The sequence below is a fragment of the Pseudomonas sp. GL_091 genome, from assembly GCF_057837725.1.
Genome location: NZ_CM174451.1, coordinates 1942049 through 1964947, shown reverse-complemented (window position 1 = coordinate 1964947; position 22899 = coordinate 1942049). Strand labels below are relative to the sequence as shown.

At 59.5% G+C, this 22899-nt stretch carries 17 protein-coding genes; 5 read left to right on the top strand and 12 right to left on the bottom strand.

Annotated elements, in window-relative coordinates; genetic code table 11:
• The first annotated feature begins 199 nt into the window (after nt 1–199).
• The 4 genes from nirB to cobA are packed head-to-tail and all read left to right on the top strand — an operon-like array spanning nt 200 to nt 6489.
• Nucleotides 200–2668, top strand: coding sequence for a nitrite reductase large subunit NirB (nirB, locus tag AC3ITY_RS09065; RefSeq protein WP_489308511.1), 2469 nt, complete (start codon nt 200–202; stop codon nt 2666–2668).
• Nucleotides 2665–2982, top strand: a complete 318-nt coding sequence (gene nirD, locus AC3ITY_RS09060) for a nitrite reductase small subunit NirD (protein ID WP_046042889.1) — start codon at nt 2665–2667, stop codon at nt 2980–2982. Before nirB ends, nirD begins: the two co-directional genes overlap by 4 nt.
• Nucleotides 2982–5699, top strand: a complete 2718-nt coding sequence (locus AC3ITY_RS09055) for a nitrate reductase (RefSeq protein WP_489308509.1) — start codon at nt 2982–2984, stop codon at nt 5697–5699. The genes nirD and AC3ITY_RS09055 overlap by 1 nt, the downstream gene beginning before the upstream one ends.
• Nucleotides 5700–5709: 10 nt before the next feature.
• On the top strand, nt 5710–6489 hold the full coding sequence (cobA, locus tag AC3ITY_RS09050) for a uroporphyrinogen-III C-methyltransferase (RefSeq protein WP_489308507.1): 780 nt from the start codon (nt 5710–5712) through the stop codon (nt 6487–6489).
• A 75-nt stretch (nt 6490–6564) separates the two neighbouring features.
• Here cobA and AC3ITY_RS09045 read toward each other — a convergent pair whose 3' ends face one another.
• The 8 genes from AC3ITY_RS09045 to ppsA all read right to left on the bottom strand — a co-directional run bounded on the left by AC3ITY_RS09045 (nt 6565) and on the right by ppsA (nt 14765).
• Nucleotides 6565–7608: an OmpA family protein gene (locus AC3ITY_RS09045; RefSeq protein ID WP_223454989.1), complete on the bottom strand. Its 1044-nt coding sequence runs from the start codon at nt 7606–7608 to the stop codon at nt 6565–6567.
• A gap of 107 nt (nt 7609–7715) precedes the next feature.
• A complete protein-coding gene (gene sigX / locus AC3ITY_RS09040; protein WP_150753300.1) occupies nt 7716–8306 on the bottom strand; it encodes an RNA polymerase sigma factor SigX in 591 nt (196 codons plus the stop codon).
• A gap of 90 nt (nt 8307–8396) precedes the next feature.
• On the bottom strand, nt 8397–9221 hold the full coding sequence (locus AC3ITY_RS09035; RefSeq protein WP_008048604.1) for a mechanosensitive ion channel family protein: 825 nt from the start codon (nt 9219–9221) through the stop codon (nt 8397–8399).
• 2 nt (nt 9222–9223) lie between these two features.
• Complete coding sequence (locus AC3ITY_RS09030) at nt 9224–9472, bottom strand: CrfX protein (RefSeq protein ID WP_223454991.1); 249 nt, start codon at nt 9470–9472, stop codon at nt 9224–9226.
• 62 nt (nt 9473–9534) lie between these two features.
• Nucleotides 9535–10530 carry a zinc transporter ZntB gene (locus AC3ITY_RS09025; RefSeq protein ID WP_489308503.1) on the bottom strand — a complete coding sequence of 332 codons (996 nt, stop codon included), beginning with the start codon at nt 10528–10530 and terminating at the stop codon, nt 9535–9537.
• A gap of 21 nt (nt 10531–10551) precedes the next feature.
• Entirely contained in the window at nt 10552–11040 is a 489-nt protein-coding gene (gene rraA, locus AC3ITY_RS09020; protein ID WP_489310808.1) for a ribonuclease E activity regulator RraA, read from the bottom strand.
• Between the two features lie 134 nt (nt 11041–11174).
• Nucleotides 11175–12170 (bottom strand): alpha/beta fold hydrolase, encoded by a 996-nt coding sequence (locus tag AC3ITY_RS09015; protein ID WP_489308501.1) that lies wholly within the window; start codon nt 12168–12170, stop codon nt 11175–11177.
• 219 nt (nt 12171–12389) lie between these two features.
• Nucleotides 12390–14765: a phosphoenolpyruvate synthase gene (gene ppsA, locus AC3ITY_RS09010; protein ID WP_489308499.1), complete on the bottom strand. Its 2376-nt coding sequence runs from the start codon at nt 14763–14765 to the stop codon at nt 12390–12392.
• Between the two features lie 332 nt (nt 14766–15097).
• Between ppsA and ppsR the strand changes: the two genes are divergently transcribed.
• Complete coding sequence (gene ppsR, locus AC3ITY_RS09005; protein ID WP_150724649.1) at nt 15098–15916, top strand: posphoenolpyruvate synthetase regulatory kinase/phosphorylase PpsR; 819 nt, start codon at nt 15098–15100, stop codon at nt 15914–15916.
• Between the two features lie 93 nt (nt 15917–16009).
• Here the strand turns inward: ppsR and prpD are convergent, their stop codons facing one another.
• The 4 genes from prpD to prpC form a co-directional block, all read right to left on the bottom strand.
• Entirely contained in the window at nt 16010–17494 is a 1485-nt protein-coding gene (gene prpD / locus AC3ITY_RS09000) for a 2-methylcitrate dehydratase (protein WP_489308496.1), read from the bottom strand.
• Between the two features lie 132 nt (nt 17495–17626).
• Nucleotides 17627–18817 (bottom strand): 2-methylaconitate cis-trans isomerase PrpF, encoded by a 1191-nt coding sequence (prpF, locus tag AC3ITY_RS08995; RefSeq protein WP_489308494.1) that lies wholly within the window; start codon nt 18815–18817, stop codon nt 17627–17629.
• A gap of 64 nt (nt 18818–18881) precedes the next feature.
• Nucleotides 18882–21476, bottom strand: coding sequence for a Fe/S-dependent 2-methylisocitrate dehydratase AcnD (gene acnD / locus AC3ITY_RS08990; protein WP_489308492.1), 2595 nt, complete (start codon nt 21474–21476; stop codon nt 18882–18884).
• A 197-nt stretch (nt 21477–21673) separates the two neighbouring features.
• The gene (gene prpC, locus AC3ITY_RS08985) at nt 21674–22801 is read right to left on the bottom strand and encodes a bifunctional 2-methylcitrate synthase/citrate synthase (protein ID WP_007971533.1); all 1128 of its coding nucleotides are present in this window, start codon (nt 22799–22801) and stop codon (nt 21674–21676) included.
• Nucleotides 22802–22899: the final 98 nt, after the last annotated feature.

The window sequence follows — 22899 nt, the reverse complement described above, 5'->3', positions numbered from 1 at the left end:
GCATAACCACTGCATTACCTCTTGCAACAGACATACAGCGCAGGCTTCAACGACGAAGGTTGCACTTCCCGAGAGAACGGGACCAGGACAAAGGCGTCCTCGCTAGGCAACTAGCGGGACGCCTTTTTTTGTTTGCGCAAAATTTGTCGAGCATGGCCTGAACCCTGATGAGGCAGGCCTGAGCTCCCCGGAGAACCTGATGAAAAAACTAAAACTGGTGATGATCGGCAACGGCATGGCCGGGGTCCGGACCCTGGAAGAGCTGCTCAAACTGAGCACTGAGCTGTACGACATCACGGTCTTCGGTGCTGAACCGCACACCAACTACAACCGCATCCTGTTGTCGCCGGTGCTGGCGGGCGAACAGACCTTCGAAGAGATCGTGCTCAACGACCTGGACTGGTACCTGGAAAACAACATCAAGCTGCTGCTCAACCGCAAGGTGGTGGAGATCGACCGGGTCAAGCGCCGGGTCATTGCCGAAGACGGCAGCGAAGCCGAATACGATCGCCTGCTGATCGCCACCGGCTCGACGCCTTTCATCCTGCCCATTCCCGGCAACACCCTTGAGGGTGTGATCGGCTACCGCGACATCGCCGACACCCAGGCCATGATCGACACCGCGAAAACCCACCGCCACGCCGTGGTGATCGGTGGCGGCCTGCTCGGCCTGGAGGCCGCCAACGGCCTGATGCTGCGGGGCATGCACGTGACCGTGGTGCATATCGGCGAGTGGTTGCTGGAACGGCAACTGGACAAGACCAGCGGCCAGCTACTGCAAACCGCGCTGGAATCTCGCGGCCTGCACTTTCGTCTGTGCGAGCAGACCCAGGCCTTGCACGACGCGGGCAATGGTCGGGTCGGTTCGGTGCAATTCAAGAACGGCGACATCATCCCCGCTGACCTGGTAGTGATGGCCGCCGGCATTCGCCCCAATACCGAACTGGCAGAGAAATCCGGTATTCCGTGCAGCCGCGGGATTCTGGTCAACGACACACTGCAAACCTACGACCCACGGATCTATGCCATCGGTGAGTGTGCCAGTCACCGCGGCATCGCCTATGGTTTGGTGGCGCCTCTGTTCGAACAGGCCAAAGTCTGCGCCAACCACCTCGCCCAACTGGGTTTTGCCACCTACAAGGGTTCGGTGACCTCGACCAAATTGAAGGTTACCGGCATCGACCTGTTCTCCGCCGGCGACTTCATGGGCGGCGAAGGCACCGAGACCATCACCCTCTCCGACCCGATTGGCGGGGTCTACAAGAAACTGGTGATCAAGGATGACGTGCTGGTCGGCGCCTGCCTGTACGGCGATACGGCAGATGGCGGCTGGTATTTCCGGCAGATCCGTGAGAATCACGACATTCGGCAGATCCGCGATCACCTGATGTTCGGCGGCTCTTCATCTATGGAGCAGGCACTGGGCGACGTAGGACATCAGGGCCAGGACAAAGCCATGAGCATGGCCGACACGGCCGAAGTCTGCGGCTGCAACGGCGTGTGCAAAGGCACCATCGTCAAGGCCATTCAGGAACACGGGCTGTTCAGTGTCGACGACGTCAAGAAGCACACCAAGGCTGCCAGCTCCTGCGGTTCCTGCGCCGGCCTCGTCGAACAGATCCTGATCAACACCGTGGGCGGCGCGGCGGACGTGAAACCGAAAAGCGAAAAGGCCATCTGCGGCTGCAGCGACCTCAATCACGGGCAAATCCGCCAGGCCATCCGCGAGCAGCACCTGCTGACCATCGCCGGCACCATGAGCTACCTGAACTGGCGCACACCCAACGGCTGCGCCACCTGCCGCCCGGCGCTCAACTACTACCTGATTTCCACCTGGCCAGGGGAAGCCAGGGACGATCCGCAATCGCGCCTGATCAACGAAAGGGCTCACGCCAACATTCAGAAAGACGGCACCTACTCTGTAGTCCCGCGGATGTGGGGCGGTGTGACCAATCCTTCAGAGCTGCGGCGCATTGCCGACGTCGCCGACAAGTACAACGTGCCGATGGTCAAGGTCACCGGTGGCCAGCGCATCGACTTGCTGGGCATTCGCAAGCAAGACCTGCCGGGGGTGTGGAAAGACCTGGACATGCCGTCCGGCCACGCCTACGGCAAATCCATCCGCACGGTGAAAACCTGCGTCGGCAGCGAGTTCTGCCGCTTTGGCACGCAGAACTCCACACAACTTGGCATTGAACTGGAACATGACCTGTTCAACATGTGGTCGCCGCACAAGGTGAAGCTGGCTGTCTCCGGTTGCCCGCGCAACTGCTCGGAAGCCGGTATCAAGGATGTGGGAATTATCGGCGTGGACTCCGGCTGGGAGATGTACATCGGTGGCAACGGCGGGATCAAGACCGAAGTCGCGGAATTCTTCGTCAAACTGAAAACCGCCGAAGAGGTCCGCGAATACAACGGTGCATTCCTGCAGCTCTATCGCGAAGAAGCCTTCTACCTCGAACGCACCGTGCACTACCTGCAACGGGTCGGCATGGAACACATCAAGAAAGCCGTGCTGGAAGATCCGGAGCGTCGCAAGGCGCTCAACGATCGCCTGCAGTTCTCGCTGTCGTTCGAACAGGACCCGTGGAAGGAGCGCCTGGAACAGCCACAGCTGAAAAAAGAATTCGACGTCATCCCCGTGAAAAACCTGGAGGTGCTGGCATGAACTGGCTGGATATCTGCGCACTGGAAGAGATCAATGCCCTGGGCTCACGGATCATCGCCGGGCCAAAGGGAGACATCGCGATTTTTCGTACCAGCGACGACGAAGTGTTCGCCCTTGACGACCGCTGCCCGCACAAGGGCGGCCCGTTGTCCCAAGGCCTGGTCTACGGCAAGCGGGTGGCCTGCCCGTTGCACAACTGGCAAATCGACCTGGAAAGCGGCGAAGCCCTGGCCCCGGACATCGGCTGTGCCCATCACCATCTCGCCCGGGTTGAAAATGGCCGGGTGATGCTGGCCCTGCGGGATGCAGGCTGATGGACCGCCAGATCACTGCGTCCACCTGCTGTTACTGCGGGGTCGGCTGCGGGGTGCTGATCGAGCACGACGGCGAGCGCATCCTCGGCGTCAGCGGCGACCCGGTGCACCCGGCCAATTTCGGCAAACTGTGCAGCAAGGGTTCGACCCTGCACCTGACCGGCGACTTGACGGCGCGGGCGCTGTACCCCGAATTGCGCCTCGGTAAAGGCCTGGCTCGTCACCGCACCGATTGGGATACCGCCCTCGATCACGCTACCAGCGTGTTTGCCGCGACCATTGCCGAACATGGCCCGGACAGCGTGGCGTTCTACATTTCCGGGCAACTGTTGACCGAGGACTACTACGCCTTCAACAAGTTGGCACGTGCCCTGGTAGGTACCAACAACATCGACAGCAATTCGCGCCTGTGCATGTCCTCGGCGGTGGTCGGCTACAAGCGCAGCCTGGGTGCCGACGCCCCGCCCTGCAGCTACGAAGACCTGGAGCTGAGCGATTGCGTGATGATCGTAGGCAGCAACATGGCCTACGCCCACCCGGTGCTGTTTCGCCGGTTGGAAGCCGCCAAATCCCGCCGCCCGCAGATGAAGGTCATCGTCATTGACCCACGTCGCACAGATACCTGCGATCTGGCTGACCTGCATCTGGCGATCTTGCCGGGCACCGATGTCGCCCTGTTCCATGGGATTTTGCATCTGCTGCTGTGGGAAGACTGGATCGATCGTGACTTCATCCGGGACCACACCGATGGTCTGGCCGAGCTGAAAAACCTGGTGCGTGACTACACGCCGCAAATGGTTTCGCAGCTCTGCGGAATCAGCCTCGGGCAATTGCAGCAATGTGCCGAGTGGATCGGCACATCACCGAGTTTTCTGTCGCTGTGGTGCATGGGGCTTAACCAGTCCACCGCCGGCAGCGCGAAAAACAGTGCACTGATCAACCTGCACCTGGCTACCGGGCAGATCGGTCGTCCCGGCGCCGGACCTTTCTCCCTCACCGGTCAGCCAAATGCCATGGGCGGGCGGGAAACCGGCAGTTTGTCCAACCTGCTGCCCGGCCATCGTGACGCCGCCAATTCACAACACCGTGCGCAAGTGGCGTCCTACTGGGGCGTCGAGCAACTACCGGAAAATCCCGGGCTCAGCGCGATCGAACTGTTCGAGCAAGTACGCAACGGCAAGATCAAGGCACTGTGGATCGCCTGTACCAACCCCGCGCAATCCATGCCGGACCAGACGGCCGTGCGCGCAGCCTTACAAGCCTGCCCGTTCGTGGTGTTGCAGGAAGCCTTCAGCACCACTGAAACCGCGAAGTTCGCCGACCTTCTGCTGCCCGCCGCCAGTTGGGGGGAAAAGGAAGGTTGCGTGACCAACTCCGAGCGACGCATTTCCCACGTACGCCAGGCAATCGTCGCACCGGGTGAGGCGCGGCCGGACTGGGCAATCACCGTAGATTTCGCACAACGCCTGGAAAAACACCTGCGTCCCGGCCAAACCAGCCTGTTTGAATTTGATAATCCCGCTCAGGTCTTTGACGAATACAAGCATCTGACTCAAGGTCGCGATCTGGATCTGTCCGGTATCAGCCATGCGCTGATCGATCGTCTCGGTCCGCAGCAGTGGCCCTTCCCTGCGGGTGCCGTTGAAGGCACGGCACGGTTGTACGTCGACGGGATATTTGCCACTGCCAATGGGCGCGCACAGTTCGTGGCCGACCCATACCGCGCCGCCAAAGAGCAACGCGATGCACGCTTCCCGCTGACCCTGATCACCGGCCGCCTGCGCGATCAATGGCACGGCATGAGCCGCACCGGCACCGCCGCGCAGCTGTTCGGCCATGTCAGCGAAGCGGAGTTGAGCCTGCACCCGGAAGAATTGCGCCGCCATCGCCTGCAGCCTGGGGATCTGGTCAGCCTGAAAAGCCGGCGCGGCGCAGTCATCGTCGCGGTCGCCAGCGATGACAGCGTGCGTCCTGGCCAGGCCTTTTTGCCGATGCATTGGGGCGACCGTTTTCTCAAGGGCGGGGTGAACAGCCTCACCCTGCCCGCATTCGATCCTTTGTCGAAACAGCCCGAACTTAAACACAGCGGCGTTCGCCTGGATCCGGTGGATTTGCCCTGGAAACTGTTCGCACTGATCGAGGGCGATGTTCAACGGCATTTTGAGACGCTACGACCGCTCTGTGAGGAGTTTTCCTACGTCAGCCTCAGCCTGGTTGGTCGTGAGCGCCCTGCCCTGCTTGTACGGGCGGCCAATACATCAGCGCCTTCGGCAGAGCTGCTAAGCGAAATCGATAAAAGCCTGGCGCTCGATGACGGCCCGGTGCTGGCTTACGACGACCCTCGACGGGCCATTGGCAAGCGCGTGCGAATCGAAAATGGCCGGATCACTGCCATTCGACTGGCCGGTGAAACCCTTGCCCAACACTGGTTGCAGGGTCTGTGGCTCGAAGGTCGCGCGGACCAGCAACTGCGGCGCTGGCTGCTTGCGCCGCTGAGTGCACCACCGGGCAACCTCGACGCGCCCGTCAACGCGAACAAGATCCTGTGCAATTGCAAGAACGTCGGCCAGAACGCGATCTGCGCCGGCATCAGCCGTGGCCTGGACTTGCAGGGGCTCAAGCAAGAACTGGGTTGCGGCACGCAATGCGGGTCCTGCGTTCCGGAAATCAAACGCCTGCTGGCTGCCACGGCGCAGCCAATCACCGTCTTCTCGTGAGGAAAACACTATGAGTGCAAAAGTCTGGCTGGTAGGTGCGGGCCCGGGTGATCCTGAGTTGCTCACGTTGAAAGCGGTACGCGCCTTGCGCGAGGCTGAGGTGGTGCTGATCGATGATCTGGTCAATGTCGCGGTACTCGAGCATTGCCCTGGGGCGCGGATAATCCCGGTGGGCAAGCGCGGCGGCTGCCGCTCCACCCCGCAAGCGTTCATCCATCGACTGATGCTTCGTTATGCCCGGCAGGGCAAATGCGTGGCGCGGCTCAAGGGCGGCGATCCGTGCATTTTCGGTCGCGGTGGTGAAGAGGCGCAGTGGTTGCGTGAGCGTGGGGTCGAAGCCGAGTTGGTCAACGGCATCACTGCCGGGCTGGCGGGGGCAACGCAATGCGATATTCCACTGACTTTGCGCGGTGTAGCCCGTGGTGTCACGCTGGTCACCGCACACACCCAGGACGACAGCCAATTGAACTGGCAGGCACTGGCCCAAGGCGGAACGACGCTGGTGATTTACATGGGAGTGGCCAAGCTCGGTGAAATCCGTGAGCAGCTATTGGCCGGCGGCATGGCGGTGGATACGCCCGTGGCCATGATTGAAAACGCTTCCTTGCCCCATCAGCGGGAATGTCGGAGCACTCTCACTGACATGGATGAAGCTGCCTGCAGATTCCAGCTGAAAAGCCCTGCCATACTGGTGATCGGTGCAGTGGCGGCTTGCGCAACTCAATCCCTGTGGGAGCGTGCGGTGCGGCGATCCGAGTTGCCTGTGATGGCGGCGGATCAGTCAGCCTAGTTTCACCTGTTTCACCAAATCGCAGACAAAGAAAAGCCCGGCCTGAGCCGGGCTTTTCTCAGAGCTGCGAGCTAATTACTTAGCGTGAGCTTCAACCTGCGCTTCTACGCGACGGTTAACAGCGCGACCAGCTTCAGTTTTGTTGTCAGCAACTGGGCGGGATTCGCCGTAGCCAACGGACTGAACGCGGGACGACTCAACACCGTACTGGTTGGTCAGAACTTGTTTAACGGCGCTTGCACGACGCTCGGACAGTTTCTGGTTGTAAGCGTCAGGACCGACGGAGTCAGTGTGACCTTCAACAGTAGTGGTGGTGGATGGGTACTGCTTCATGAAGTCAGCCAGGTTCTTGATGTCGCCGTAGCTGTTTGGCTTGACTACCGACTTGTCGAAGTCGAACTTCACGTCCAGCTCTACACGAACGACTTCAGCAACAGCTGGGCAGCCATCAGCGTCAACAGTTACGTTGGCTGGGGTGTCCGGGCACTTGTCAACGTTGTCGCAAACGCCGTCGTTGTCGCTGTCGGAGCAAACTTCTGGAGCTGGAGCTGCAGCGACAGGCTTGTTGCCGCCACCGAAGTTCACACCCAGACCTACGGACGGGATGTAGTCCCAACGGCCGTTGTCCAGCTTGTAGTCAGCTTCTACGCCAGCGCGAGCGTAGACGTTTTCCAGGAAGTAGTACTTCAGGCCAGCGCCAGCAGTCAGGAAAGTCGACTGGTCACGACCGGTGTGGCCGTCAGCGGCTACGTTGGTCAAGCTGCCGTGCTTAACACCACCTTGAACGTAAGGACGCAGAGCGTCGCCAGCGTTGTTGAAGTGGTACTGAGCGTTCAGACCAAACTGGTCGCCTTCGATTTTCTGATTACCAGTACCGTTGTTCGAACGGGTGTGGTCGTCATTGTTGTAGGTCAAGTTCAACGATACGTCGTCGGTCAAGAAGTAACCGATGGAGGCGCCAGGAGTGTAGCCGTCTTCAACGTTGTTAACGCTGTCGTTGTACTTCTTCCCGTAGTTGAGCTCGCCTTCAACTGCGCCTTGGCCTTGTGCCAGTGCGCCGAACGAAGTAGCGGCAATAAGAGTACCAATGGCCAAGCCCAAGGTGTTTTTCAGTTTCATCCGTTAAATCCCCATCTGGTGATTGTGAAGCAGTCCCGCAAACCGGGGGACAACTCGGCGGCAAGTCTAACAGAACTTGCCTACACGTAAGAGATATTTGCGCTGAACTAAGTTTCAGCAATGCCTGCAAATTTCTCACGCAATTTATCTAGAGCGCGTTTGTACCGCATTTTTGTTGCACTCAAACCCATATGCATGATGTCTGCGATCTCCTGAAACTCCAGCTCTGCGACAAATCGTAGCACCAGAATTTCACGGTCAATCGGGTTCACATACACCAGCCAGCGATCAAGTCCACCTTTTTCCTCAGGTTTCGGCGTCTTTTCTTCGGACGCTTCCTCGAGGGGGTCAAGACTCAATGCGTCCATCAAGCGACGCTTTCGCCGTTCCTTTCGATACTGTGTGATGCACTCGTTGTACGTGATGCTATATAGCCACGTCTTGAACTTCGATTTACCTTCGAAGTTCTTCAGGCCATACAGCACCTTCAACATGACCTCCTGACAGACATCGTCTGCGTCGCGATCGTTCCCGAGATATCGTGCGCACACATTAAATAATGTCCGCTGGTAACGCCGCATCAGTTCTTCATAGGCGCGTGTTACGTGAAACAGCTCGGAATGCGCGCGCGCGACCAACTCCTCATCAGAGAGCTCACGGGGGTCGTAGCGCATGGATAGCGATTGGGCTTTATTCAAAACAAGTCGGGCCGACAGTCAGGTCAATGTCCGCCGCAGCCAGCTTTAGCAGGCATTTTGCGGCGGCATACATTAGCAGGGTTTGCCGGGTTAGCGGCTACTCACATGCTGCTCAAGGAGAATCCGATTGGAAAGAGAGACTAGCTCACCCTCATCGGTCAGCAATGTGGTTTTAACCGTGCCGATCTCTTCGATCTGGCCTTCGACCTCGCCAACACGCACTTGTTGCCCAACCTGGTACAGCTCACGCACGTAGATTCCCGCAAGAATCTGGCCGGCAATTTCCCGGCTTCCCAACCCCATGGCCAGCGCTACCGCCAGACCAACGGTTATCAACACGATCACGATCACATGGTTGAGCAGGTCAGTCTTGACCTCCAACTGGCTGATCGCAACCGAAATACTGATGATGATCACCAGGCCCTGGGCAATTCGTCCAAGCCCTGAAGCATAGTCCAGACCCACGCCTTCTGCCGCTCCGCGCACCAGCCCGTTGGCCAGTTGCGCCAGCAAAACACCTACCAGCAACACCAGCGCCGCGCCGAAAACCTTCGGCAAATACAACGCAAGCATATCCAGCGTAGCTGAAACTCGCTCAAGTCCAAGGGATTCTGCGGCAGAAACCAGAAAAATAAGCAGAACGAACCAATAGACGATCTTGCCGATCAGGGTCGAAATAGGGACTTGCAATCCAGCGCGGGACAGCAATTTGGTCAGGCCGGTGCCGCCCATCAAGCGGTCAAGGCCCAGTTTGGCGAGCAACTTGGAGAGCAAGGTGTCCAGCAGCTTGGCCACGACAAAACCCAGCAGCAGCACAACCAGTGCGCCGAACAGGTTCGGAATGAAATTCGCAACCTTGGTCCACAACGCAGTCATTGCAGTGACGAGGCTCTGAGTCCAGAGATCAAGTTCCATATTCAATCAGCCTTATCAGCAGTGCGGGCAGCAGGTTTACGAAGACGGGAAACCGGCGCGACATGGGCCGATCCGTTATTCAGGGCGATCATCATCGCGGGCAGCCAGCGGCCCAGGAGGCTGAACAAATCGCCAGCGCCAACCTGGCGGTTGGCCGTTTTCAGTACACGGCCAAGGCACGCATCGTCGTCCCGGGTGGACGGTGAGGCCTTGAGCATGTCGCGTAAAGACTGTTCAAACGGATCGTGCATACGCACCTCTCGTGATGTCTGTGGGAGACGCGGTCAGTTTTGCTCGGGTCACATGGTTTCCCTCAGACCCAGCGCAAACGTCGGAACAACCACCACTGCCCCAGCGCCACCGAGACCATCATCAGACAGGCGATCAGAAAGCCATAAGGGCTGGCAGAGAATGGAATTCCACCAACGTTGATCCCCAAAAGCCCGGTCAGAAAACTCATCGGCAAAAAGATCCCGGTGATGATCCCGAAGCGATACATCGTGCGATTCATGCGCACGCTCAACCGACGGTCTTCAGCTTCCAGGACCAGCCCCACGCGCTCCCGGGTCAATTCCAGCTCTTCGAGGTAGCGGGTCAGGCTGTTGTTCAATTCGTTCCAGTAATCGCCATCGTCCTCGACGAACCAGGGCAATTTGATCCGCGTCAGTTGACCGAAAATGTCCCGCTGCGGAGCAAGAAAGCGCTTCAACGCAGCCGCCCGGCGACGAATCTGCAAAACCGATCCGTGCTCAGGAGTATACCGTTCGTCGGCATCCAGTTTTTCTTCTTCCTCATCGACCACTTCCGAGAGACAGCTGACCAGATCCTGCACCTTGTTGGTGAGGTACTGCGCCATGCAAAGGATGAGTTCGGAGGCGGTTTTCGGCCCCTTGCCTTCGGACAGTTGCACCAGCAACTCTTCAGTGGCACGCAACGGACGCAAGCGCAGGGAAATGACACGCTGGGCAGAGCCGAAGATCCGCACCGACACCATATCTTCCGGCTCGGCACCGGGGTTCAGATTGACCCCGCGCAAAAATAGCAGCAGTTCGCTGTCGGAAAGCTGTAAAAGTCGCGGACGGGTGTTTTCTTCGAGTAACAGATCACAGCTGAATTCGCTCAGACCGCTGGATTTGCGTAACCAGGTCCGGGTTTGCGGATGACTGCGATCCCAGTGCAGCCACAGGCTTTCGTGGGCCTGCAGCTGCAAGTCATCGAGTTCAGTCCGGGCAATCGAACGCGCGCCGCCTCTACCATCCAGCACCAGGGCATGCACCAGCCCCCACTGCGCGTTTTCTTCCTCGAACATCCGCATTCCTTCGATCAAATCTTACTCGGGCATTTTCAACGGGCTTGGCGAGATGATCACGCCGTTGTTGTCCGCATAGATGTAATGGCCCGGATGGAAGGTCACGCCGGCGAAGGTCACGGCAACGTTGAGGTCACCGACACCGCGCCTGTCGGTTTTCATCGGGTGGCTGGCCAAGGCCTGAACCCCCAGGTCGGTTTGCGCAATGATGTCGACGTCACGGATGCAACCGTAGATCACCAGGCCTTCCCAGCCATTTTTAGCGGCTTTCTCGGCGAGCATGTCACCCATTAGCGCACGACGCAGGGACCCCCCGCCATCGACCACCAGGACCTTGCCATTCCCCTGGAGCTCGACTTGCTCCTTGACCAGCGAGTTGTCTTCGAAGCACTTGATGGTCACGATTTCGCCGCCGAACGAATCACGGCCGCCGAAATTGCTGAACATCGGTTCCAGCACCTGCACCAGTTCCGGATAGGCGTCGCACAGGTCAGGCGTGAGGTAATGGATCATCGAGAAACTCCTGTAAAGAGGAAGACAGCACGAACATCAGTGATGACTCAGTCACGGAAAGTGACCGGAACAGCTCAATGCGTCATATCTTAGCCGCAAGCCGATCAGAGCGAAATGCCCTTGTTAGAGCGTCAGGCTCGGATTGCCGCGGCCAAATCCTGTTGTGCTCCCGGCAAAGGTGTCTGCTGATCGGCCAACCAGCGAGTCACCAACGGCCAGACTTCAGCCTGGGCTGCCTTGCTGACGAGCATTTCCACGTGACCGAAATTGTCGCCGAAGCCCTGCTCGCGCCCCAGATTGATGAATTGCTTGTGCTGCGAACCGACCTGATCGAACAACTTGCGACACGCCCAGGTCGGGTCCTGATGATCACCTGCGGCACTGACCGCCAGTACGGGCAACTTGACCTCGGCCAGGCCTGCCCACCAGTCCTTGTCGGCATCGCCGAAGCGCCCGAACAAGCCAAACCAGCGCATGCTTTCCAGGGCCAGGCCAATCGGCTCGTCCTCCGGGCCGCGCTTGAGGCGTGAACCGGACAACTGGGCAAAACGCTTGAGTATGAAGCGACCGCTCCACTCCACCGGTGGAATCTTCAATGGCCAGTAGGTGCGGCTGACTTGTGTACCGAAAAACGCCGCCGAGGCCACGACCGGTTCACCGATGTACTCGCCGCCTAACGCTGCGGCCAGTGTAGTACCACCCAGCGAGTGACCGATCCAGTGTGGCACCTGCCCGCTCTGTTCGCGCACGAACGCGCCAATGGCCGGCAGGTCATAGCGTGCGTAGTCGGCGACACGGTTCTTGCGGTAGTCGTGGTTACGCTGGGACAGGCCGTGACCGCGCATTTCCGGAATCCAGACGTCGAACCCCAGGCGAGCCAGGTAAGCACCCAACCCCAGGCCCTTGGGGGAAAACCAGAACCGGCGATTGGAAAAGCTGCCGTGCAGCAGGATTACCGGCACGCCACGGGAGGACGACTCATCGGCCATGCCAAGGCGTGTCACAGCCAGTTCGACGGTGAAGTCGGGGCTGTTACCGGGTTTCAAACGATACACATCTTCGCTCAGATCGCCGCGCCGTTCGGCGCTGATCAGGGCGACAGGAAATAGGTTGCTGCTGCTTTGCATAATCTCTTGCACAAAAAAGGGCGGCATCCAGATGGAGCCCGCCCTGCTTGAATCTTAAAAAGACCGCTCCCTGACGCTACGTCGTCCCCTGTAGGAGCGAGCTTGCTCGCGAAAAACTTCAGGACACCGCGTTTATCCAGAATAAACGCGTTATCGTTTGCGTCCATCGCGAGCAAGCTCGCTCCTACAAAGGTATGTGAGCGGCCCGTTCACACCGGATCAAGCCTGCGCCTGACCCTCAGCCAGGAAAAACCAGGTTTCCAGTACGGAGTCCGGGTTCAACGAAACGCTTTCAATGCCCTGCTCCATCAGCCACTTGGCCAGGTCCGGGTGATCCGAAGGGCCCTGACCGCAAATGCCGATGTATTTGCCGGCCTTGTTACACGCGGCAATGGCATTGGCCAGCAGCTTCTTCACCGCCGGGTTACGCTCGTCGAACAGGTGCGCAATGATCCCGGAGTCACGGTCCAGGCCCAGGGTCAGCTGGGTCAGGTCGTTGGAACCGATGGAGAAACCGTCGAAGAACTCGAGGAATTCTTCAGCCAGGATGGCATTGGACGGCAGTTCGCACATCATGATCACGCGCAGGCCGTTCTGGCCACGGGCCAGGCCGTTTTCCGCCAGCAGATCCACCACCTGGCTCGCTTCGCCCAGGGTTCGGACGAACGGCACCATGATTTCGACGTTGGTCAGGCCCATCTCGTTGCGCACGCGCTTGAGGGCGCGGCATTCGAGTTCGAAGCAGTCGCGGAACGATTCGCTGATGTAACGCGAGGCACCGCGGAAGCCCAGCATCGGGTTCTCTTCTTCCGGCTCGTACAGCTTGCCGCCGATCAGGTTGGCGTATTCGTTGGACTTGAAGTCCGACAGACGCACGATGACCTTTTTCGGCCAGAACGCAGCCGCCAGGGTGCTGATGCCTTCGACCAGTTTCTCGACATAGAAGCCGACCGGATCGTCGTAACCGGCGATACGCTTGTCGACGCTTTCCTTGATGTCCAGCGGCAGACCGTCGTAGTTCAGCAGTGCTTTAGGGTGCACGCCGATCATGCGGTTGATGATGAATTCCAGACGGGCCAGGCCCACACCGGCGTTCGGCAGCTGCGCGAAGTCGAAGGCGCGGTCCGGGTTGCCGACGTTCATCATGATCTTGAACGGCAGCTCCGGCATGGCGTCCACGGAGTTTTTCTTGATGTCGAAGCCCAGTTCGCCTTCGAAGATGAAACCGGTGTCGCCTTCAGCGCAGGAAACGGTCACGCCCTGGCCGTCTTTCAACAACTGGGTGGCGTTGCCGCAACCTACTACCGCTGGAATACCCAGCTCACGGGCGATGATCGCCGCGTGGCAAGTACGGCCGCCACGGTTGGTGACGATCGCGCTGGCACGCTTCATGACCGGTTCCCAGTCCGGGTCGGTCATGTCGGAAACCAGTACGTCGCCTGGCTGGACCTTGTCCATCTCGGACACGTCCTTGATGATGCGGACCTTGCCGGCGCCGATGCGCTGGCCGATGGCACGGCCTTCCACCAGCACGGTGCCGGTCTCTTTCAGCAGGTAACGTTCCATGACGTTGGCCTGGGTGCGGCTCTTCACGGTTTCCGGACGGGCCTGCACGATGTACAGCTTGCCGTCGTCACCGTCCTTGGCCCACTCGATGTCCATCGGGCACTTGTAGTGCTTCTCGATGATCATCGCCTGCTTGGCCAGCTCGCTGACTTCGGCGTCGGTCAGGCAGAAACGGGCGCGCTCAGCCTTGTCCACGTCGACGGTCTTCACCGAACGACCGGCCTTGGCCTCGTCGCCGTAGATCATCTTGATGGCCTTGCTGCCCAGGTTGCGGCGCAGGATCGCCGGACGACCGGCAGCCAGGGTGCCCTTGTGGACGTAGAACTCATCCGGGTTCACCGCGCCTTGTACGACGGTTTCACCCAGGCCGTAGGCGCCGGTGATGAACACCACGTCACGGAAGCCCGATTCGGTATCGAGGGTGAACATCACGCCGGCGGTGCCTGTTTCGGAACGGACCATGCGCTGCACACCAGCAGACAGGGCAACCAGCTTGTGGTCGAAGCCCTGGTGCACGCGGTAGGAAATAGCACGGTCGTTGAACAGCGAGGCGAACACCTCTTTGGCGGCGCGAATGACGTTTTCGACACCACGGATGTTCAGGAAGGTTTCCTGCTGGCCGGCAAAGGAAGCGTCCGGCAAATCCTCGGCGGTGGCCGAAGAACGCACGGCCACGGCCATGTCAGGGTTGCCGGCGGACAGCGTGGCGAACGCGGTACGGATCTCGGCGTTGAGCTTCTCGGGGAATTCGGCTTCCATGATCCATTGACGGATCTGGGCGCCAGTGCGGGCCAGGGCGTTGACATCGTCGACATCAAGGGCGTCGAGGGCGGCGTGGATCTGATCGTTCAGGCCGCTCAGTTCCAGAAAATCACGATAAGCCTGAGCTGTCGTTGCGAATCCACCGGGCACCGATACACCGGCACCTGCAAGGTTACTGATCATCTCGCCCAGGGATGCGTTCTTGCCCCCCACATGCTCTACATCATGGACGCCGAGCTTATCGAGGGAAACTACGTACTCTACCAAGGTGATCTCTCCACTAACTGTGTTGGAAAAGCTCAGAAACCGGCTGCTTAAGTGAGCATTTGCCGGCTATATGGCCTGGACCTGGAAAATAAGTGAGAATGCGGGCCAATGGCGGCCGGCAAATCGCGCCTATCATATCCAAGATTCGTCACAAGTGTCCTGTGTCGCAAGTGCGTTCCTTTTTGGCGAGTGACTGTTGTTGCCAGACAAGGCGCCGCGACGAGTCATAGCTGGCTATGGCGAGGAGCGGCAACGCAGTATGGCGACGACAGCCCCCGTCAAAAGGGAACGCATTTGTGATACAGGACACTCACTTAAGACCCAAGGTGCAAATGAAACGATCTGCTTTCTTTATCTCCGATGGCACCGGCATTACCGCCGAAACCCTGGGTCAAAGCCTTTTGGCGCAGTTCGAAAACATTACCTTCAGCAAAGTCACGCGGCCGTACATCGACAACGTGGACAAAGCGCGGGCCATGGTACAACAAATCAACAAAGCCGCCGAAACCGACGGCTTCCGTCCGATTATCTTCGACACCATCGTCAATCAGGACATTCGTGAGATTCTCGCAACCTCGAATGGTTTCATGATCGACATTTTCTCGACGTTCCTGGCACCGCTTGAACAGGAACTGACCGAGCATTCTTCCTACACCGTGGGCAAATCCCACTCCATCGGCTCCAACACCAACTACATGGAGCGTATCGAAGCGGTGAACTTCGCCCTCGACAACGACGATGGCGCCCGCACGCACTATTACGACAAGGCCGACCTGATACTAGTGGGCGTGTCGCGATGTGGTAAGACGCCGACGTGCCTGTACATGGCCATGCAATTCGGTATCCGCGCAGCCAACTACCCGCTGACCGAAGACGACATGGAACGCCTGCAACTGCCGTCCGCCCTGCGCGCCCACCAGCACAAGCTGTTTGGCCTGACCATCGACCCGGACCGCCTCACCGCGATCCGCAACGAGCGCAAACCCAACAGCCGCTATTCGAGCTACGCCCAGTGCGAGTTCGAGGTGCGCGAGGTCGAGAACCTGTTCCGCCGCGCAAACATCCCGCACATCAACTCCACGCACTTTTCCGTGGAAGAAATCTCCGCGAAGATTCTCGTGGAGAAAGGTGTGGAGCGGCGGTTCAAGTAAGAGAGACAGCTACAAGCCACAAGCTTCAAGCGACAAGCAATAAGGCGCTACTGCCCTGACTTGCAGCTTTAAGCTTGCAGCTTGTAGCTGCTTCTAGATAACAAACAAATCCACAAACCGGTTCACCGGTGTCGCCTCAAGTTTCTGCTGATCCTTGCACTGCGCAAAAATCTCCTCGCTACGCTGCCTCGCGAATCGTGTCAGCAAGTTCGCCCTGAATTTCTCCTCCAGCAACGGAATACCTTCAGCCCGACGCCGACGATGCCCAATCGGGTATTCCACGACGATGTTATCCGTGCTCGAACCGTCCTTGAAAAACACCTGCACCGCATTGGCAATCGAGCGCTTGTCGGCCTCCAGATATTCACGGGTGTAGCGCGGTTCTTCGACGATGACCATTTTCTCGCGCAGCACATCGATGATCGGATGCGCCTGGTGGAAATCGTCTTCGTAGTACTCCGCAACCAGGTTGCCGAAGGCCAGCGGCACGGCGGTCATGTACTGGATGCAGTGATCGCGGTCGGCGGCATTGGCCAGCGGGCCGACCTTGGAAATGATGCGAATCGCTGACTCATGAGTGGTGATGACGATCCGGTCGATTTCGTGCAGACGATTGCGCACTTGCGGATGCAGGGTCACCGCCGCTTCACACGCGGTTTGTGCGTGAAACTCGGCCGGAAAACTGATCTTGAACAGCACATTTTCCATCACATAACTGCCGTACGGCCGCGAGAAACTGAACCCGCGCTTGTCTTCAGGCTTGAGTGCCAGATCGCTATTGGTGTGGCTGAACAGTACGTCGTAAAAACCCCACTGTTTGGCACTCAATACGCCGGGAATGCCCATCTCGCCGCGCATCGCGATGTCCGCCAGGCGCACGCCACGGCTGGATGCATCACCTGCCGCCCAGGACTTTCGCGATCCGGCATTCGGCGCATGCCGATACGTGCGCAACGCCTGACCGTCAGCAAAAGCGTGGGACAACGCCGACAACAACTGCTCGCGATTGGCGCCCATCAGTTTGGCGGTGACTGCGGTCGAGGCCACTTTCACCAGAATGACGTGATCGAGGCCGACACGGTTGAACGAGTTTTCCAGGGCAATTACGCCTTGAATCTCGTGGGCCATGATCATCGCTTCCAGCACTGTACGCACGGTCAGCGGTGCCTCGCCATTCGCCAGGCGCTTTTGTGATAAATAGTCGGCTACCGCGAGAATTCCACCGAGATTGTCCGACGGATGCCCCCACTCCGCCGCGAGCCAGGTGTCGTTGTAGTCGAGCCAGCGCACGATACAGCCAATGTCCCACGCTGCCTTCACCGGATCGAGTCGATAACTGGTCCCCGGCACCCGGGCGCCGAACGGCACGACAGTGCCTTCCACCACTGGCCCCAAATGCTTGGTGCACTCGGGAAAACGCAGGGCCAGCAGACCACAACCCAAGGTATCGATCAGGCAGTTGCGCGCGGTATCCAGCGCCTCTTCTGACTCGATCTTGTAGTTGAGGACGTAATCGGCAATGTCCTGCAGGACCTTGTCGTAGTCGGGGCGGTTGTTCAGGTCGACGTTGGCACTCATGTTCAATTCACCTGTAGGAGCTGCGATGCGGCGTTCCGACTTGCCAGCGAAAGCGGTGTCACAGATAACAATGATGTTGAATTTGACGTCCTCTTCGCTGGCAAGCCAGCTCCTACAGGGGGGATCCGTCGGTTAGAACGAATCACCCGGCACACGCACATAACCTTCCATCAACACCCGCGCACTGCGGCTCATGATGGCTTTGTTCACGGTCCATTCGCCGTTGACCTGGCTGGCTTCGGCGCCGACGCGCAAGGTGCCGGACGGATGGCCGAAGCGCACCGCGTTGCGTTCGGTGCCACCCGCTGCGAGGTTAACCAGCGTGCCGGTGATCGCTGCCGCCGTGCCGATGGCGACTGCCGCCGTGCCCATCATTGCGTGGTGCAGCTTGCCCATGGACAGCGCACGCACCAACAGGTCGACATCGCCTGCCGCAATGGCTTTGCCGCTGGACGAAACGTAGTCCGCCGGCTTGGCCACGAACGCCACCTTCGGCGTGTGCTGCCGCTTGGCCGCTTCGTCGACGTTGGAAATCAGACCCATGCGCAATGCACCATAAGCGCGGATGGTTTCAAACATCAGCAACGCTTTCGGATCGCCGTTGATCGCGCCTTGCAGTTCGGTGCCCTTGTAGCCGATGTCCTCGGCGTTGACGAAAATCGTCGGGATGCCGGCGTTAATCATGGTCGCCTTGAAGGTACCGACGCCGGGTACTTCCAGGTCATCCACCAGGTTGCCAGTAGGGAACATCGAACCGCCGCCACCCTCTTCGTCCGCCGCCGGATCGAGGAACTCGATCTGCACTTCGGCCGCCGGGAAGGTCACGCCGTCGAGTTCGAAATCACCGGTTTCCTGCACTTCACCATTGGTGATCGGCACGTGGGCGATGATGGTCTTGCCAATGTTGGCCTGCCACACGCGAACCACCGCCACGCCGTTGTGCGGGATGCGGCTGGCGTCCACCAGGCCATTGCTGACGGCAAACGAACCGACCGCCGCCGACAGGTTGCCGCAGTTGCCGCTCCAGTCCACGAACGGCTTGTCGATGGACACCTGACCGAACAGGTAATCGACATCGTGATCCGCCTTGATGCTTTTCGACAGGATCACGGTTTTGCTGGTGCTGGAGGTCGCGCCGCCCATGCCGTCGATTTGTTTGTCGTACGGATCGGGGCTGCCGATCACGCGCAGCAGCAAAGCGTCGCGGGCCGGGCCTGGGACCTGTGCCGCTTCAGGCAGGTCCTTCAGGCTGAAAAACACGCCTTTGCTGGTGCCGCCGCGCATGTAGGTGGCGGGAATTTTGATCTGCGGTGCGTGAGCCATGGTGCTCGTTACTCCTAATCTAGAAACAGACATGGGACTCAAAGTCCCATGTCTGTGCAGCGTTTTAGACGGCAACCGCCGATTCTTCGAGGAAGTCCTGGGCGAAGCGTTGCAACACGCCGCCGGCCTCGTAGATCGACACTTCTTCAGCGGTGTCGAGGCGGCAGGTCACCGGCACATCGACGCGCTCGCCATTCTTGCGATGAATCACCAGTGTCAGCTCGGCACGCGGGGTGCGGTCGCCAATCACGTCGTAGGTTTCGCTGCCGTCGATGGCCAGGGTGTGGCGGTTGGTGCCCGCTTTGAATTCCAGAGGCAACACACCCATACCCACCAGGTTGGTGCGGTGAATGCGTTCGAAACCTTCGGCGGCAATCGCTTCCACACCCGCCAGACGCACGCCCTTGGCCGCCCAGTCGCGGGACGAACCCTGACCGTAGTCTTGACCTGCGATGATGATCAGCGGCTGCTTGCGATCCATGTAGGTTTCGATGGCTTCCCACATGCGCATCACTTTGCCTTCCGGCTCGACACGGGCCAGCGAACCCTGCTTGACCTTGCCGTTTTCCTGAACCATTTCGTTGAACAGTTTCGGGTTGGCGAAGGTTGCGCGCTGCGCAGTCAGGTGGTCACCACGGTGAGTCGCGTAAGAGTTGAAGTCCTCTTCCGGCAGGCCCATTTTCGCCAGGTATTCGCCAGCGGCGCTGTCGAGCATGATGGCGTTGGACGGCGACAGGTGATCGGTGGTGATGTTGTCCGGCAGCACGGCCAGCGGACGCATGCCCTTGAGCGGACGGGCACCGGCCAGCGCACCTTCCCAGTACGGCGGACGGCGGATGTAGGTGCTCATCTCGCGCCACTCGTACAGCGGCGCGACTTTCGGACCGGTGTCTTCGTGGATGGCGAACATCGGGATGTAGACCTGGCGGAACTGCTCAGGTTTGACCGAGGCTTTCACCACTGCGTCGATTTCTTCGTCGCTCGGCCAGATGTCTTTCAGGCGGATTTCCTTGCCATCCACCACGCCCAGCACATCTTTTTCGATGTCGAAACGGATGGTGCCGGCGATGGCGTAAGCGACCACCAGTGGCGGCGAAGCCAGGAACGCCTGCTTGGCGTACGGGTGAATCCGCCCGTCGAAGTTACGGTTACCGGACAACACGGCAGTGGCGTACAGGTCGCGGTCGATGATCTCTTGCTGGATCACCGGGTCCAGTGCGCCGGACATGCCGTTGCAGGTGGTGCAGGCGAAGGCCACGACGCCGAAACCGAGCTGTTCCAGCTCATCGGTCAAACCGGCTTCATCGAGGTAAAGCGCCACGGTTTTCGAGCCCGGCGCCAGGGACGACTTGACCCATGGCTTGCGGGTCAGGCCGAGTTTGTTGGCGTTGCGCGCCAGCAGGCCGGCGGCAATCACGTTGCGCGGGTTGCTGGTATTGGTGCAGCTGGTGATGGCGGCGATGATCACCGCACCATCCGGCATTTGACCAGGCACATCATCCCAGTGGCCGGAGATGCCTTTGGCCGCCAGATCAGAAACCGCTACACGAGCGTGCGGGTTGCTCGGGCCAGCCATGTTGCGCACGACCGAAGACAGGTCGAACGTCAGGCCGCGCTCGTACTGCGCGCCTTTGAGGCTGTCAGCCCACAGGCCGACCTGTTTGGCGTAGTTCTCGACCAACTGCACCTGCTCGTCTTCACGGCCGGTGAGCTTGAGGTAGTCGATGGTCTGCTGGTCGATATAGAACATCGCCGCGGTGGCGCCGTATTCCGGGGCCATGTTGGAGATGGTCGCGCGGTCGCCGAGGGTCAGCGCGGAGGCACCTTCGCCGAAGAATTCCAGCCATGCGCCAACCACTTTTTGCTTGCGCAGGAACTCGGTCAGCGCCAGCACCATGTCGGTGGCGGTGATGCCCGGTTGCAGCTTGCCAGTCAGTTCAACGCCAACGCTTTCCGGCAGACGCATCCACGACGCGCGGCCGAGCATCACGCTTTCGGCTTCGAGACCACCGACACCGATGGCGATCACGCCCAACGCATCGACGTGCGGGGTGTGGCTGTCGGTGCCGACGCAGGTATCAGGGAAGGCCACACCGTCACGCACCTGGATCACCGGAGACATTTTCTCCAGGTTGATCTGGTGCATGATGCCGTTGCCCGGCGGGATCACGTCGACGTTCTTGAACGCCTTCTTGGTCCAGTTGATGAAGTGGAAACGGTCTTCGTTGCGACGGTCTTCGATGGCGCGGTTCTTCTCGAACGCCTCTGGATCGAAACCACCGCGCTCGACGGCCAGGGAGTGGTCGACGATCAGTTGGGTCGGCACCACCGGGTTGACTTGCGCAGGGTCACCGCCTTGCAGGGCGATGGCGTCACGCAGGCCGGCGAGGTCGACCAGCGCGGTCTGGCCGAGAATGTCGTGGCACACCACGCGGGCCGGGAACCACGGGAAGTCGAGGTCGCGCTTGCGCTCGATGAATTGCTTCAGGGATTCGGTGAGCGTGGCCGGGTCGCAGCGACGCACAAGGTTTTCCGCCAGCACACGGGAGGTGTACGGCAGGGTGTCGTAGGCGCCAGGCTGGATCGCCTCGACTGCCGCGCGGACGTCGAAGTAATCCAGGTGGCTGCCGGGCAGCGATTTACGGAATTCAGTGTTCATCGTCAGGACTCGGTCACGGTAGTTACAAAAGGTGGGGCCTGGCACAGGTATCGAAATCAACACAACCAACTGTAGGAGCGAGCCTGCTCGCGATGGTGTGTCAGACGACACCAGTGTGAATGGCACACCATCGCGAGCAGGCTCGCTCCTACAGGGATCTGCGTTGAATTCAGATCCCTGCGTCAAACCTCCACCATTCAGCGTTGTTCGATTGGTACGAACTTGCGCTGCTCAACGCCGGTGTACTCGGCGCTTGGACGGATGATGCGGTTGTTGGCACGTTGTTCGTACACGTGGGCGGCCCAGCCGGTCAGGCGCGAGCAGACGAAGATCGGTGTGAACAACTTGGTCGGGATGCCCATGAAGTGGTACGCCGAGGCATGGTAGAAGTCGGCGTTCGGGAACAGTTTCTTCTGCTCCCACATGGTCTTGTCGATGGCTTCGGACACCGGGAACAACACCTTGTCGCCCACTTCGTCGGCGAGTTTTTTCGACCAGCCCTTGATCACCTCGTTGCGCGGATCGTTGTCCTTATAGATCGCGTGGCCGAAGCCCATGATCTTGTCCTTGCGCTCAAGCATGCCGAGGGTGCCCTTGATCGCGTCTTCCGGCGACGAAAAACGCTCGATCATTTCCATCGCCGCTTCGTTGGCGCCGCCGTGCAGCGGGCCGCGCAGCGAGCCGATGGCCGCGGTGATGCACGAATACAGGTCGGACAGGGTCGACGCGCAAACACGTGCGGTGAAGGTCGACGCGTTGAATTCGTGCTCCGCGTAGAGGATCAGCGAAACGTTCATCACCTTGACGTGCAACTCGCTCGGTTTCTTGCCGTGCAGCAGGTGCAGGAAGTGGCCGCCGATGGACTGCTCGTCGCTCACGCAATCGATGCGCTTGCCTTCGTGGCTGAAGCGATACCAGTAGGTCATGATCGCCGGGAACGCGGCCAGCAGGCGGTCAGTCTTGTCGTGTTGCTCGGAGAAGTTGTTCTCCGGCTCCAGGTTGCCCAGGAACGAGCAGCCAGTACGCATCACGTCCATCGGGTGGGCGTCGGCGGGGATGCGTTCCAGCACTTCTTTCAGCGCTTGCGGCAGGTCACGCAGCTTGCTCAGCTTGGCGATGTAGGCGTTCAGTTGTGCTTTGCTCGGCAGTTCGCCGTACAGCAGCAGGTAGGCGACTTCTTCAAACTGCGCGTCTGCCGCCAGTTCACGAACGTCATAACCACGATAGGTCAGACCGGCACCCGACTGGCCCACGGTGGACAGAGCGGTTTGCCCGGCTACCTGGCCACGGAGCCCGGCGCCACTGAGTACTTTTGCTTCGGCCATTTTTGTCTCCAATATTCTTGAATTTGTTAGGAAATCGGCAAATACACGGGGCGGGAATCATCCCGGTCCTGTAGGAGCGAGCTTGCTCGCGATGGTGG